The 15,233-nt window shown below is 52.5% G+C and carries 11 protein-coding genes and 1 pseudogene; all 12 read right to left on the bottom strand.

Annotation, left to right across the window (positions count from 1 at the left end; translation table 11 throughout):
• Nucleotides 1-24: 24 nt before the first annotated feature.
• A complete protein-coding gene (gene rfbD, locus JNO11_RS12755) occupies nt 25-912 on the bottom strand; it encodes a dTDP-4-dehydrorhamnose reductase (protein WP_159226580.1) in 888 nt (295 codons plus the stop codon).
• Nucleotides 912-1,991: a dTDP-glucose 4,6-dehydratase gene (gene rfbB / locus JNO11_RS12760; protein ID WP_325177388.1), complete on the bottom strand. Its 1,080-nt coding sequence runs from the start codon at nt 1,989-1,991 to the stop codon at nt 912-914. The genes rfbD and rfbB overlap by 1 nt, the downstream gene beginning before the upstream one ends.
• A gap of 434 nt (nt 1,992-2,425) precedes the next feature.
• On the bottom strand, nt 2,426-3,439 hold the full coding sequence (gene galE / locus JNO11_RS12765; RefSeq protein WP_010670976.1) for a UDP-glucose 4-epimerase GalE: 1,014 nt from the start codon (nt 3,437-3,439) through the stop codon (nt 2,426-2,428).
• A gap of 42 nt (nt 3,440-3,481) precedes the next feature.
• A complete protein-coding gene (gene galF, locus JNO11_RS12770; RefSeq protein WP_010248118.1) occupies nt 3,482-4,384 on the bottom strand; it encodes a UTP--glucose-1-phosphate uridylyltransferase GalF in 903 nt (300 codons plus the stop codon).
• Nucleotides 4,385-4,662: 278 nt separating this feature from the next.
• Complete coding sequence (locus JNO11_RS12775; RefSeq protein WP_010248120.1) at nt 4,663-6,003, bottom strand: lipopolysaccharide biosynthesis protein; 1,341 nt, start codon at nt 6,001-6,003, stop codon at nt 4,663-4,665.
• The gene (locus JNO11_RS12780) at nt 6,000-7,223 is read right to left on the bottom strand and encodes a glycosyltransferase (protein WP_010248122.1); all 1,224 of its coding nucleotides are present in this window, start codon (nt 7,221-7,223) and stop codon (nt 6,000-6,002) included. Before JNO11_RS12780 ends, JNO11_RS12775 begins: the two co-directional genes overlap by 4 nt.
• A gap of 4 nt (nt 7,224-7,227) precedes the next feature.
• Nucleotides 7,228-8,490 carry a colanic acid biosynthesis pyruvyl transferase WcaK gene (gene wcaK, locus JNO11_RS12785; RefSeq protein ID WP_010248124.1) on the bottom strand — a complete coding sequence of 421 codons (1,263 nt, stop codon included), beginning with the start codon at nt 8,488-8,490 and terminating at the stop codon, nt 7,228-7,230.
• A gap of 159 nt (nt 8,491-8,649) precedes the next feature.
• Complete coding sequence (locus JNO11_RS12790) at nt 8,650-10,866, bottom strand: phage tailspike protein (protein WP_010248126.1); 2,217 nt, start codon at nt 10,864-10,866, stop codon at nt 8,650-8,652.
• A gap of 82 nt (nt 10,867-10,948) precedes the next feature.
• Nucleotides 10,949-11,983 (bottom strand): glycosyltransferase, encoded by a 1,035-nt coding sequence (locus JNO11_RS12795; protein ID WP_010670977.1) that lies wholly within the window; start codon nt 11,981-11,983, stop codon nt 10,949-10,951.
• A gap of 46 nt (nt 11,984-12,029) precedes the next feature.
• Complete coding sequence (locus JNO11_RS12800) at nt 12,030-12,782, bottom strand: glycosyltransferase family 2 protein (RefSeq protein ID WP_010670978.1); 753 nt, start codon at nt 12,780-12,782, stop codon at nt 12,030-12,032.
• 69 nt (nt 12,783-12,851) lie between these two features.
• The gene (locus tag JNO11_RS12805) at nt 12,852-13,769 is read right to left on the bottom strand and encodes a glycosyltransferase family 2 protein (RefSeq protein WP_010248134.1); all 918 of its coding nucleotides are present in this window, start codon (nt 13,767-13,769) and stop codon (nt 12,852-12,854) included.
• Between the two features lie 128 nt (nt 13,770-13,897).
• Nucleotides 13,898-15,036 (bottom strand): annotated as a pseudogene (locus JNO11_RS12810) (EpsG family protein).
• Between the last annotated feature and the right edge of the window lie 197 nt (nt 15,037-15,233).

Genomic DNA, 15,233 nt, shown 5'->3' on the forward strand with positions numbered 1-15,233 from the left:
GGCAGCTTTCGCTACCTGTTTAAATTATTTAAGAGTTTCAAGCAACATACGTTCAACACCCAATTTCCAGTCAGGCAGGGTCAAACCAAACGTATGTTGAAACTTCTCAGTATTGAGCCGGGAATTTGAAGGACGTCTGGCAGGCGTAGGGAATGCACTTGTTGGCACAGGATTAATCACCTGAACATTAAGCTCAACACCCTGCAATTTTGCAAAGTCGATTACGCTCTTAGCATAAGCATGCCAGGTCGTCTCACCTGCTGCAATCAGATGGTAGATGCCAGCAACTGCATTATTATTCAATGCCACTCTGATTGCATGTGCAGTGCTGTCTGCGATCAGTTCAGCGCCAGTTGGCGCACCAAACTGATCATTAATCACTGACAATGAATCCCGATCTTTAGCAAGCTTCAGCATCGTCTTAGCAAAATTATTGCCCTTTGCTGCGTAGACCCAGCTGGTACGGAAAATAAGGTATTTCGTCATGGTGCGGACGATTGCCTGCTCCCCTTCCAGCTTAGTCTGTCCATAGACATTCAACGGGGCTGTTGCATCATCCTCACACCAGGCACGATCGCCCGAGCCGTCAAAAACATAATCGGTAGAGTAATGGACCAACCACGCGCCGATTTCTTCAGCGGCCTCTGCCAAAGCCTTAATTGAAGTGGCGTTAACAAGGCGAGCCTTATCCTGCTCTGATTCAGCTTTATCAACAGCGGTGTAAGCTGTCGCGTTCACGATTACAGCTGGTTTTATCCTGCGAACCGTCTCAGCCAGCCCCTGTGGGTTTTCGAAATCGCCGCAATAGTCAGTAGACTGACGATCGACCACAATCAAATTGCCCAATGGCGCCAGCGCACGCTGTAATTCCCAGCCGACCTGGCCATTTTTACCAAAAAGGAGAATATCCATTAGCTACGTTTCTCGTAATTTTCTTCGATCCAGTTCTGGTACGCGCCACTCTTCACATGCTCAACCCACTGTGAATTGTTAAGGTACCACTCAACGGTTTTCTTCAGGCCCGTTTCAAACGTCTCTTCCGGTTTCCAGCCCAAATCCTTTTCAATCTTAGCGGCATCAATCGCGTAGCGACGATCATGTCCCGGGCGGTCCTGAACATAGGTAATTTGATCACTGTACGGAGTCGCTTTTGGACGCAACTGATCCAGCAGTTCGCAAACCTTCATCACAACATCGATATTTTTCTTTTCGTTATGTCCGCCGATGTTATAGGTGGTGCCATTCTTCGCATTTTTAACTACGGTGTAAAGCGCGCGCGCGTGGTCTTCAACATAAAGCCAGTCACGAATCTGATCGCCTTTACCGTAGATAGGTAGTGGTTTGCCTTCCAGCGCATTACTAATAATCAGTGGGATCAGTTTTTCCGGGAAATGATAAGGGCCATAGTTGTTCGAGCAGTTGGTGACAATCACCGGCAGCTTGTAAGTGCGGCCCCAGGCGCGAACCAGATGATCGCTGGCAGCCTTGGTAGAAGAATAAGGGCTGCTGGGTGCATAAGGCGTTTCCTCAGTGAACAGCGGGAGGTCGCCATCCATTTCATCCGGATGAGGTAAGTCGCCATAGACTTCATCCGTTGAAATATGGTGAAAACGGAATGCTGATTTACGCTCATCAGGCAGCGCACTCCAGTATTGGCGGCTCGCCTCTAACAGAGCATAGGTGCCCACCACGTTAGTCTGAACAAATTCAGCCGGACCGGTGATCGAACGGTCTACATGGCTTTCAGCGGCCAGATGCATGATGGCATCAGGCTGAAATTTATTTAATGCTTCAGTGATAGCCTGACCGTCGCAGATATCGATCTGTTTAAAGGTATAGCGTGGATTGCTGCTCACCTCTTTAAGAGACTCAAGATTGCCTGCATAGGTTAGTTTATCAACGTTAATGACTTCATCGTTCGTATTGTTGATAACATGACGCACAACCGCTGAACCGATAAAACCTGCACCACCAGTGATAAGAATCTTCATAACGTATTTATTCCTGACAAGCTATCTGAGGCATGGGTGCCTGAATAAAAAGCAGACAATCATAGGCGTTTTAAGAGCACGCTACCGCCCCTGGGTTACAGCTCCCACGATGCTGATTATCTTTGACCGAATGAGTATGCTGACAACATGAATCCGCCAGATGTTCAGCATTCAGTTGATTGATATCACTTTATTAATGAAATTGTTTAAGTGGGTTTATCATTCAACAATCGTAAATTCTATCACTCAGGTATAGCTATTACGAATAAAATGCGTTTATGTCGCAGGTGTTAGTTCAACTAATGAGCACTTTTCTGGCGCAGGAGATGGTTGCTGATGCCTCAGGGTGATGCAATCAGAATTATGAGAAAGGTCTGATAAGATATTTCAAATCAAATATAAAAAAAGGCGAACCTGAGTTCGCCTTTTTTCAACTACCGAAACCCATCCGGGTTCTTGCTCTGCCAGTTCCACGTATCGCGCATCATCTCATCGATGCCGCGCGTCACGCGCCAGTCGAGCGTGGTGTTTGCCAGTGACGCATCGGCCCAGAACGCAGGCAGGTCGCCATCGCGACGTGGCTTTATCTCAAACGGGATCGCCTTGCCGGATGCCTTCTCAAAGGCTTTGATCATCTCCAGCACCGAGAAGCCTTTGCCGCCGCCCAGGTTAAAGGCGGTGTAGCCCTCAACTTTGCTCAGATAATCCAGTGCTTTCAGATGCCCTTCCGCCAGGTCAACGACATGGATGTAGTCACGCAGACAGGTGCCGTCTGGCGTATCGTAATCACCGCCAAACACGCCCAGCTTCTCCAGACGGCCAATCGCAACCTGTGCAATGTACGGCAGCAGGTTGTTTGGGATGCCCGCCGGATCTTCACCGATTTCGCCTGACTCATGCGCGCCAACCGGATTGAAGTAACGCAGCGCAATCGCCTTGAACTTCGGCTCCGCTTTGGCGAAGTCGCGCATCACGAATTCGGTCATCAGCTTAGAGGTGCCGTATGGACTGGTGGTGCCGCCAATCGGGGTGGTCTCAACGTAAGGAACCGGGGCATCTGCGCCATAAACGGTTGCTGATGAGCTGAAGATAAAGTTCCAGACGCCGGCATCACGCATCTCTTCCAGCAGCACCACGGTGCCCGCGACGTTGTTCTCGTAGTACTCCAGCGGCATACGCGTAGATTCACCGACGGCTTTAAGCGCAGCAAAGTGGATCACGGCTGAAATGCTGTTGGATGCAAACAGGTCACGCAGACAGGCGCGATCACGGATATCGCCTTCAACGAAGGTCGCTTTTTTGCCTGCCAGTTTCTCAACGCGGTTAATCGCTTCGCGTGAGGCATTGCAGAGGTTATCCAGAACCACAACATCATCACCGCGCTGCAACAGCGCCAGTACCGTATGGGAGCCGATATACCCTGCTCCGCCCGTGACTAAAATTGCCATGTGAGCTCCTTTCAATCTGCCGCGCAGGACGCGGCAAATAAATTACTGTTGTTTTGCGAGGATGGTCTGGATAGCTTCGCGGAAATCGCGACCCTGCGCGTTGCTGCGCAGGCCGTAAGAGACAAACGCCTGCATGTAACCGAGCTTACGACCGCAGTCAAAACTGTGACCGGTCAGCAGCGAAACATCAACGGTTTTATGTTTGCTCAGGCTGGCAATCGCATCGGTCAGCTGGATACGGCCCCACGCGCCTGGCTCAGTGCGCTCCAGTTCGGCCCAGATATCAGCAGAGAGGACATAGCGGCCTACCGCAGCCAGGTCAGAGTTCAGTCCGGCGGTATCTTCAGGCTTCTCAACGAAATCGGTAATGGTGCTGATGTCGCCAGGGTGATCAATCGGCTCTGCAGTGGTGATTACCGAGTACTCAGTGAGATTGGACGCGGGCATATGCTGCGCCAGGACCTGGCTGTGGCCGGTCTCTTCAAAACGGGCAACCATCGCCGCAAGGTTATAACGCATGTGGTCAGCGGTAGAATCATCCAGCAACACGTCAGGCAGCACGACCACAAACGGATTATCACCGATCATCGGACGGGCACAGAGAATCGAGTGGCCCAGACCCAGCGGCTGCGCCTGGCGCACGTTCATGATAGTCACGCCTGGCGGGCAGATAGACTGCACTTCGCTCAGCAGCTGACGCTTCACGCGCGCTTCAAGCAGCGCTTCGAGCTCATAGGTGGTGTCGAAATGGTTTTCTACGGCATTTTTCGATGCATGCGTGACCAGCACAATCTCTTTAATACCCGCGGCAACACACTCGTCAATGATGTACTGGATCATCGGTTTGTCGACGACAGGCAGCATCTCTTTCGGAATGGCTTTAGTCGCAGGGAGCATATGCATACCGAGGCCCGCAACCGGGATTACTGCTTTAAGCTTGGTCATATTTATTCCGTTTAATAAAATGAAGATGTGGGTCGATTATGCAGGATCGGCCGGAAGAGCAAGTATAATCTTTATCTGAAAATCGGACAGTAACTCTCTGTCATAACTTGGAAATTCGGCATTTTGCCCATTGCCAGCAACGGCATAAACTGAATAAAGACAATCAGTAATCGAATATCGCCTCTGTTATTTCAACCCCTGGTCGCCGCACGGCTGAGACCAGCCATAAATGAAAACGGGCGACCCTGAGGCCGCCCGTTGATATAACGCAATTGTGATTACAACCAGCCTTCAAACCACTCCGGCATCACAAACAGATTAAAGTGATTGACCAGCAGCATTATGCCGACAAATACCACCGACACCGCCACCCACTGCCGGGCATAAGGGATAAACCGAATGCCAATTACCGGCTTGATAAAGAACGGATGAGCCAGTGCCGAGATCAGAATCTGCGAGATGGAAAGCGTCAGCGCCACATAGAGCACGTTCGGCCAGATAAAGGTGGTTGCCAGCACCGCCAGAACCACAATACTCGCCACGATGTTCCAGTAGAACTCAACGTTGGTCCGTCCGTTGGCCTGGGAAATCGCTCCGGTCAGTCCGCCCATCGGCCGCAGCATACCAAACAGCAGCATCAGCGGAATCAGATGATAGACCTGCTCGTGGGATGCGCCGTAGAGCACACGAACGATAACCGGCGAGAAGATGCCAATCACCAGGTACATCGCGCTGCTGAACAGCATAATCCCCAGCGTGCCTTTGAGGAACAGCTTCTTCAGCTGCTCGGCATCGTGCTGCTTCTCTGCAAAGCGCGGCAGTGCCAGACGGTTAATCACCGGCGTCACCAGCTTCAGCGGTTGCAGCACCAGCTCTTTCGCCAGCGAGTAGACACCCAGCATCTCGGCACCCATCACTTTACCCACTACCAGCGCATCGGCCTGGGTTCGCAGCTGGTTAATGGTCTGCGAGCCGAGCTGATAGCTGCCGTAGCGAATCGCGCCAATAAAGGTCGCTTTATCAAACTCCCAGGTCGGACGCCACGACTTCTCACCCAGCGCAATCATGCAGAGGATGCGGGTAAAGGCGTTAATGAACAGACCGAGAATCGCCGCCGCTACGGTGAGCGAGGTGAACTCCAGCATCGCCACCACACAGAGGAAGGCAAACAGCTTGGTGCCCATCTCAATCTTCGCCAGCGAAACCATCCGCTTGGTTTTGATGTAGTGCGCCTGATACTGCGACAGATGCCCCAGCACCAGGAAGTTGAGGCTGGTCAGCATGATCAGACCTACCAGCTCCGGCAGGTGATAGAACCAGGAGACCGGGAAGGCGATCAGCAGCATGATCAGGCCAGTACATAAGCTGAGTGAGACGTTCACCCAGTAGATAGTGCTCTGCTCACGACGGGTAATGTTCTGGCGATGCACCAGATAACTGCTCATCCCCATATCCTGCAGCACACCCGCCACCGCCAGGATGGCGTTGATGATGGCTAACAGACCCAGCTCGTGGGTTTCCAGTTTGCGGGCGAGAAAGCTTAGCTGTGCAACCTGCAGCACTGCCGAGAAGCAGGTGCTGCCGAACAGCCAAATCGCCTGTGACTTAAATCCACTCACACCAGTCGCTCCAGAATCTGTGCCAGTTCGCCGTAGGCGATATGCTGATTAAATTCAGTCTCAACTTTGTGACGGGCGGCCGCGACCACGGGCGCCACATCCACTTCACCCTGAGAGAGCTTCAGCAGCGTCTCCGCCAGCGCCTCAGGATCGTCCTCTTCCACCAGCCAGCCAGATACGTTGTTTTCGATCAGCTCCGGAATGCCGCTGTGGAAGGTTGAGACCACCGGCAGGCCGACCGCCATCGCCTCCATCAGTGCAACCGGAATACCTTCCATATCGCCATCTGCGGCGGTTTTGGAGGGCAGCAGGAAGATGTCAGCCTCACTCAGCGCGCGACGGATCTCCTCCTGCGGTTTAAAGCCCGGCATGCTGACGCAATCTTCCATCCCCTCGCGGGCGATGAAATCACGCATCATCTCATCCTGATCGCCGTTACCGATAATGGTGTACTGAAACTGACCGCCACGCTGCTTCAGGATGGCGCTGGCTTTGACCGCCACATCCAGCCCTTTCTTCTCGGTCAGACGTGCCACCGAAACGATACGCAGCGGCGTCTGAAATGCCTGGCGCGGCTGGAAGTTAAACTTCTCCGGCTCAATGCCCATACGCGTAACGTGAATTTTTTCCGGCGGGCAGCCCATCTCAATCAGCTTGTTCTTCCACAGATTGCTGATAGGCAGCATCAGCTCACTCTGGCGGAACAGATTCACATAGTCGAGTTTGTGCTCTTCCAGAATGTGACGACGGGAAATATCGGCGCCGTGAAACACGGTCGCCTGTTTACCCTTGAGCACGCCCAGCTCACGCAGCTTGTTCGCCAGGGCACCGGCATAGCCGAAATGCACCAGGAACACATCTGCGGTGAAGGTCTGTTTAGCATTCGCCACAATCGACGGCAGCAGCAGTTTGCTGGACTGTGCGCCATAACGGCGCACATTCAGCGAACGCAGCAGCGACGGCTTCGTCACTTTTGGCAGCACCAGCTTGATGCGCTGGTTCAGCTTATCGACAATCGAGATCTTCTCTTCCGGCAGCAGATAATGCGTCTTCGCCGCCAGACCATACTCATCAAAAGCGGCATGCCGGTTCACTAAATCGCCGGGAAAGACTGAAATAATCTCCACCTCGTAACCGGCATCAATAAAGTGGGTTACCTGATTTAATACGAATGTCTCAGAGGCAACCGGGAAACGCATGGTGAAAAAAGTCAGTTTCATCACATTACCCTAATACTTTGAGAATCTCTTCAGTGATCCGGTTGCCAATTTCCCTTTCATTCGCAACGGCCGTGTCGACCTTAAGCTTGATGTTGTCGTAATCGGCAAGCACAGTTTTCACTTTGTCGATTAGCGAGCCATCCATCAGGCTTTTCACATCGGTTGCCATCTGCGGCAGACCAAGCTGGTTCATCACACCCATCGACTTGTGCTCGTAGTTGATCGCCACAGCCGGGGTGCCAAAGTTCATGGAGATAATCGCCGAGTGCAGGCGGGTACCAATGGTCAGATGGCAATGATTCAGCAGGATGCCCAGTTCCAGGTCATTAAACTCATCCATAATGACATGGTAATGTTCAGGCTGCGTCACGTGGTCACGCAGGGTCAGTGCAACCATGCGGTCATCTTTGGCATAGCTGTCGATGCCGGTACAGGTTGAGAACGCCACAACCTGATAGCCTTCAGCAATCATGGCATTGATCACCCGGCCAAATGCCGCTTCATACTCTTTCTGCGTCACACCCAGACGTTTATCAAACGGTGCCAGTTCACGCACGGTGATCGCGATGGTTTTACGGCCATCGATAATGCCCTGCCAGTAGAGCAGGTTATGGCTCGGATTTTCGACTTCGCGTGCGCGCACCAGGAATGCGGTATCAACGCCAGACGCGACTTTAGAACTGGTCACGCCATCGCGCTTCATCAGGTCAAGACTCACCGATTCACGCAGCACCAGGCTGTCGACCCGATCAAAGACAAAGTTTGCCAGCGCATTGACGCGCGGGTTCTGGAACGGCCCCACCGAGTGACCGATCAGGTAGATCGGCTTTTTCGCCATCAGTGCACAGAGGGCATGGTCAAACTGGGTCACACCATAGAGGTCAACGAAGAACGATCCGCCAACCTGAATAATCGCATCATATTTTGCCAGACTGTCAGTAAACGCTTTCAGGTGCGGGGGTACAGCGAACGACTTAAAGATCCCGCCCTTGCCCAGATGCGCCATCATGATATCAGGCATCAGGCGGTTCGCGACTTTACGCTTGAACGAACCAACCAGACCTTTGCCTGATTTGCTGTTGTGCAGATACAGCGCATCCTGCTTAATATCCTGCTGAAGCAGATAACCGGAGCTGGTTGGATAACGGCTTATAACATCAATTTCTAAATCACTGCGTGCAGACTTCATTGAATCAATCAGTCCACGAAGAATCGCGCCATCCCCGCGATTTCCACACGTATGGTTACCCACCAATAAAATTTTCATAACAACTCCGAATGAATTTTTTTAATTCTGTAAGCCGCCCAGATCCGCAATGGGCAAAATGAACTCTGTTTAAAGTAATGCTTTACGGGATAACGCACCCAAAGGTAGTGCTCCTGTTAAAACCGGCCGCCTCCATTGTGGCGGCCGTGATGCAAGGGATTACGACTTGATTGCGAAGTAAGGCAGTGCGACCTGTTTGCCGTTGATCACGACGGAAACAAAGCCTTCCGGCTTGCTGGTATCGACCTGATCGGCGGAGAGCGGACGGGAAGCCATCAGCAGGTCGCCCTGTTCATTAGCGCCCACGCCCGCTTTGCCGTTGTGCAGGCTGAAGCGCTGCGGCGCGCGTTTAGTCGCGTCGCCCGCCGGAGGATTGCCCTTCTCCATCTTCGCGTTAACGCGCGCACAGCGACCGGTGACAAAGCGATCTTTACCGGTGGTTTTCACCAGCACGGCCACCGACGGCGTCCAGCCCGCCAGTTTGACGAAGATGCGGACATCGGTGTCATGCTCAGCCACATAGCGCACATCGACAATCGGGCTGCTGCCTTCGGCCGACCAGCTCGCTTCAGAGCGATCTTTTTTGCGCTGTACGTGGATCATCGCGCGGCCACCGGTGGTCTTGTCACCGATCAGGTCCATCAGCGGCTTATCGCCACTGCCGTTACTGAACTGCGACTGACCAAAAATTTCGATCTCCCACGAATCACCCACGGTCGGGGAGTAGAGGCTGCCGAGATCAAACCAGGTTTCCTGATTCGTGTTGTTCTCTAAACGCCAGCGCGAGGTAATGTAGTTGTACTTCAGGCTGCCATCGAGCGCGACGCCATAGGACTCCACGCGGGTCGATCCCATCTCCCAGATGCTGAGCAGACGGTCGCCCTGCATGGAGTTGTCGATCCAGCTGCCCGACTGCAGGCTGGTCTGCCGCATATTCAGGCGCGTGTTATGCGCGATCAGCGGATTCTTACAATCTTCCAGGCTCAGCGCATCGACAATCCACTGGCCGTTGGAGAGATCGCCTGGATTATCACAGTGCTCAATCCAGCCGTTATGGATAATCGACTGGCCGCAGCGCGGCAGATTGAGGACTTTGCCACCACGACAGTACTGCGCATTAAAGTTCGACAGCTCAATCGCGGTGCTGTGGTCCCATTTGCCCTGCTTCTGACCTGACCAGCCCGATTTGATCACATCGCCGCTGCAGCGTGAGGCGTACCACTGGTCGATTTTACAATCCAGAGTATCCTGCAGGCTGATGGCGGTGCCGCCAACTGCGTTAAAGCGCAGGCAGGCACCACGGAAATATTGTCCGCCAGGGCAGTTGTTATGGAAAAAGCCCTGCTTGTTGGGGCTTTTATCGCTGTTGCCGTTAAAGTTCAGGTTGGAAAGCTCAACCCGACGGGCATTCATCTCAAAGACGAACTCTGACTTACCATCCGAGACAATCGTGGTCGCCGGGAAGTAGCCGAAGTTTACCATCGCACCGGACATGCGGAAGAAGTTGAGATACTTATCGCCAAGGTTACAGGCTGAGACCATGAAGGTACCGGCCGGGAACTGGACACAGATCTGCTGGTTTGCCTGCTGTGACCACTGGAACATCGCCATAATGGCGGGTGCCGTATCGGTTTTGCCATCGGCAATCGCACCGAAATCAAACAGGGTCAGGCGGTTAAAATCGTCTACCACGCGACGCCAGGAAAAGCCCTCACCGGCAAAGTTTACACCGCCATCATTCTGAGCAGGCTGGAAGCTGCCGACAAACTCGCCGCCGCCGACTTCCCGTCCTTCATGCCAGCTTTTCAGCTTAACCTTGGCCCCTTCAAACAGCGGACGGGTTTTGCGTAACTCCGCTACGGACGGGATCTCACCAATCAGCTGATAACCCGCTGGCTGCGCCAGACGCTGGCTGAAATCTGCAGCGCCCGGACGGCTGACATCCGCGATGTTGAACAGCGTCTGACCGCTGCTGTCCTCGACTGCCATCGAATGCGACGGATTGGCAATCAGCGCAGCATTGTCCTGAATAAACTGGGCAAAGTTACCTTTGTTCAGCGCGATAGGCTGAGCAATCTCCGACACTTTGCCGCTGGCATCACGCAGGAAGACCGGGATCTGGTTGCCCGGTTTGCTGGCATCTGCACCTGCTTTACCAATCCAGAGTTTGCCTTCAAAACCCTGCCAGAACTGCGGTGGCATGGCGTAGACATTTTCCGGGGTCAGAATTGGCACGTCGCCTTTAGGCACGTCAGTGGCATCAACCGGCTTCAGGGCGATACCGTTACTTTTTGCAGCGTAGCTGGAAAAGGTGCTCACGGAGAGAGCCCCCACCAGAGCGGAGGCGGCGGTCTGTAAAACTTCTCTTCTTTTCATGCATCAATTCCCGTAGTCAATAAGGCCATTGGCCATGGCGGTGTCCCTGAGGCACGTCGCAAGTGAGCTTTTCCAGCTCCGGTTAAACCAGTGACAGCCAGCTTTGCTTAATCTGATTACCGTCGAATTTCAGCGCGGTCTGTTTCGTTTTTTCGCTCATGGCATAGAACAGCGCGTCATCGCTGGCGAGCTGCTCCATTCGGGCCAGAAACGTGGCTTTGTCGTTCATCGGAACCAGGAAACCATCTTCCCCGTGATTGATGATCTCCTGTGGACCGGTCGGGCAGTCATATGCCACTACCGGCAGTGACCAGGATTTTGCTTCCAGCAGTACCAGTGGCAATCCTTCATAGCGCGAGGTCATCAGCGCCATATCGCTGTCGCGATAGTAGTCGTTGATATTGCTGACCTTACCGACAAACTTCACGCTGTCGGTGATGCCCAGCACCGCCGCCTGGTCATGCAGTTGCTGACGCAGTTCACCGTCACCGGCAATCACCAGCGTCCAGTCAGGATGGCTGCGGGCGAAGTCGCGCCAGATATCCAGCATCAGGTCAAAGCCCTTCTGGTTATCCAGACGGCCTACGGCCAGCGCCTGGCGATGACGGGTCTGGCGCTGATAGTCTTTGTAAACCACCGGGTTGGGGATTTGCTTGCTGGGAATGCGCCAGCGGCTGAACACCTGATGATCTTTGTCGGTCAGAACAATCACGCGGTCGTAGTAGCGCAGCAGCAGAAACTTGAGGAACTTAATCGGTTTGCTGAAGGAGTTAATGGCGATGTGTTCGCAGGCGTAGGCTTTGCCCCGCTTCTTCTTCATCGCCAGCAGATTCCAGAAAGCGAACATCACGCTCAGGCGACCCATGCTGATCAGGAAGACGGTATCGAAACCCTCTTCGTGAATCCGGGCAACCGCGCTTTTGATCGGATTGCTCTGCCCTTCAAAGCTGACGATCTGTTTGACGTGCTCAAACGGGTAAAAGGTTTTTCCACTGCCTTCCAGCGAGTAGATGGTGACTTCATGGGTCTCGCCAAGACACTCTGACATGAAGTTACAGATGTTCTCGGTGCCCGCATACGAATAAGCATCTTTGATCACCAGGACAATTTTTTTCATGAAACGCTATCCACCTCAAATTTTAAAGACAATCCTGCCGACAGGCTTAACGATGCTTAAGGGTAAACAGCACACCATTCACCATATACCAGGCGTAATAGTAATAGATTTTTAAAGGATTGTTTTTATAGATAATTCTTAATAATTCAAGGTGCCACTGGGCCGCTTTGTTCTTATTACGGGAAAGGGAATCGCCTAATTCGTAATAGTTGACCAGAATCGTCTGAATTACGCGTGCCTGCTTATAGCGGGTGAATAATTCATACAAAAACAGGAAATCTTCGTGGCCTTTGCGCTGGAAGAAAAGCCCCTGCGGCGGGCGGCGGAAACAGACGGAGGAGAAGCAGACGCGATACTGCTTCTTCACAAAGTTTTCCTGCTGCAGGTAAGGTTTGCCGTAGGTAATGTCGTGCTCAGCCTTGCGGGTTTTATAGTGATATTCGGTAATCACAAAATCATCACCGGCCGCGATGGCAGCGACCTGCTGGGTCAGCTTATCCGCATGCCACTCATCGTCGCTGTCGAGAAAGGCGATAATCTCTTCAGTGGCCGCGCGCAGCCCGACGTTACGGGTTTCTGCTGCGCCCATGTTGACCGCGTTATCCAGAATGGTAATGCGCGGATCCTGACAATGCTCACGCACAAATTCCAGCGAGTCATCGGTCGATTTATCGTTGACCAGATAGAGATGCCAGTCGGTATAGTGCTGATTGATAACCGATTGCACCGCGCGTAACACCGTCTGACGTGCATTATACATAGGCATGACAATGCCAACGGTTCCAACAGAAGTATTCATCTTCAACCCTGAATTAATCGTAAAAAGAGTCGCTCCTGGCATCAGGAGCAGAGCGAGGCGCGGCGCGCGTCAGGAGATCGCTTTCTCACCGCCGAAACGTGCTTTGACCTTGTCTTTAACCCGGTTCATAAAGTAAGCACGGTTGTCTTTGTTGGTGAGGAAGAAGTAGCGCGCAAAGCTCAGGCTCGCCATCAGCGACTTACCATCCATCTTGTAGCGCAGCGGCAGCTTAAAAGCTTTGTAAGTGTGGATGTCACGCGGGGTCAGATGCGGCTTCATGCTATCGAGCCAGAACATCGAGTAGTTCACCGATTCGCCTTTGTGTTTCGAGCCAAACTTAGTGACCAGATGGTAGTTCGCCAGCGGTGCGGCGATCATCACAAAGTCATAGCCCATGCGGTCGGCACGTATGCAGAAATCATAGTCCTGATGACGGATGTAGCGGGTATCGAACTGAATTTTCGCCGCGTCTTCCCGCTTCAGCACAATGGTGCTGGTCTGGATAAAGCCGTAGCAGCCGAACAGATACTCCGCGACCGTTTCATTTTTGCCTGGCGGCTGCATCGGCATCACTTTCAGGAACGTGCCATCCTGATAGATATTCACCTGGCTGAAAATGACGAAATTCTTTTTGCCCTGCGCGTCCAGCTGAGCAATTTTTTCGCTCACCTGCTGCAGTTTGTCCGCCGCCCACTCATCATCGGCGTCAAGGAAGCTGACGTAGTCACCGGTCGCCAGCTCAATGCCTTTGTTACGTGCACCGGCTCCGTTGAGTTTGACCTCGGAGAGCACCAGATTGATATCGAGATCCCGGTAGCGTTCGCTGCGCACCACATCCGCCAGCGCGGCGGCATCCGCAGATTTATCATCAACGATGATGACTTCGAAATTGCGATACGTTTGTGCTTTAACGCAATCCAGCGTCGTGACAATCGATTCTGACGCGTTATAAGCCGGAATTACGATGGAGAAACGAATGTCCTTCATTGCCAGCACCTCATTAAAGTAGTTCAAAAATAAACAGTTCATTCGACAACGGTCGATGAAAAACCTGTGTTCTGACCGGCGACCGCCCCTGGGTGAAACTCGTCACCCAGAGGCGGTCGTCAGATTGATTAGTGGATCAGCCAAAACTCCCGCGCCACTTCATAACCGGTAACGGCCTGTTTGGTTGAAATGGTGTTGTAGTAGAGGTAATAGAGCAGGAAGAACACCAGCATGGCATACAGCGCTGGCTTACAGGATCGCCTTGCCTGATAAATCAGCGAGGTCAGGATGATCGGCTCAACCTGTTGCAGATAGTTGGACAGGCGCGAACCTGACGGGAAGTTGTACAGGAAGATCCTGATCGCCCCGCCGATGGCAAAACTTAAAATCAGCAGATAGTTAAGGCGATACTGGGCGTAATTCTCGCGCTTCAGCTTATCGGTCAGCATGAAATAGAAGAAGACAAACACCAGCATGATGTTTTTCAGGTTCGATACGGCCAGGATGCTGCCACCCATTGCATAGGAGGGGTCATTGTTATAGCCCGATGCCCTCTCTCCCAGCGATCCCAGATGACCGGCAATCAGGGCAATAAAGCCCGAGCCACCCACAACCGATAGCGGCAGACTGGCAACGATGATAATGACCGGCCACCAGCGCCAGTCCCGGATAAACAGGAACGGCACAAGCGTCACCACCATGACACCGGTGTTATGGCTCGTGAACGACAGAATAAAGAAGGCAAATGCCCACCAGTAGCGCTTGAGATAGATCGACCAGAGAACGCCAAGGAACAGCGCAGAACTCAGGCCAAAGCGAATCTGGTTAATGTCTTTGTTGATAAAGATGTGCGCCGAATAGAGCACCAGCGCCAGCACCGGATACGGAGACATCTTCCTGAAAAACCAGGTATTGATGGAAACGGCAATGGCGCAGAAGACAAACAGGAAGATGCTGGCATTGTGCGAAAACAGGCTGGTGAGCCAGGCCATCGCAAAAATCAGCGGTTCGTAACGGAAAAACGCAACGGTATTAAAGAAGCCATTAATCTCAATACGTCTTACAAAGTCTTCGAAGAAGCTCCGGTACTGAAAGTCATCCATGCCGGTACCAAGACCACGTATTCCCCCGAAAATAATCAAAGTCACGGCGGCAAAACAGAGTAGCCAGGTCAGAATATAATTTGTGCGTTCGTCTTTTTTTTAACGCTATTTCAAACAGCGAAAGCAGCAGTAAAAAAGCCTGATACATACCAATATGGAGCCATGGTGTGATTCCTTAATTCCACAAGTTCTCATGCCAGCAATAATCACGCTTCGCCTTACCGACTGGCTTTACAGCGAGTCTGATTGCACGGTCACAAATTGCGTGCGGGCGATGCCTGCTGGTGATGAATTCTGTTGAGTGACGCTCGCCATGCGATTTATAGATGTATCGCTTTTGTGGGTTTGGACAGAATAACCT

Source organism: Pantoea sp. 1B4, assembly GCF_016925765.1.
In the GTDB taxonomy this organism is placed as follows: Bacteria; Pseudomonadota; Gammaproteobacteria; order Enterobacterales; family Enterobacteriaceae; genus Pantoea; species Pantoea agglomerans.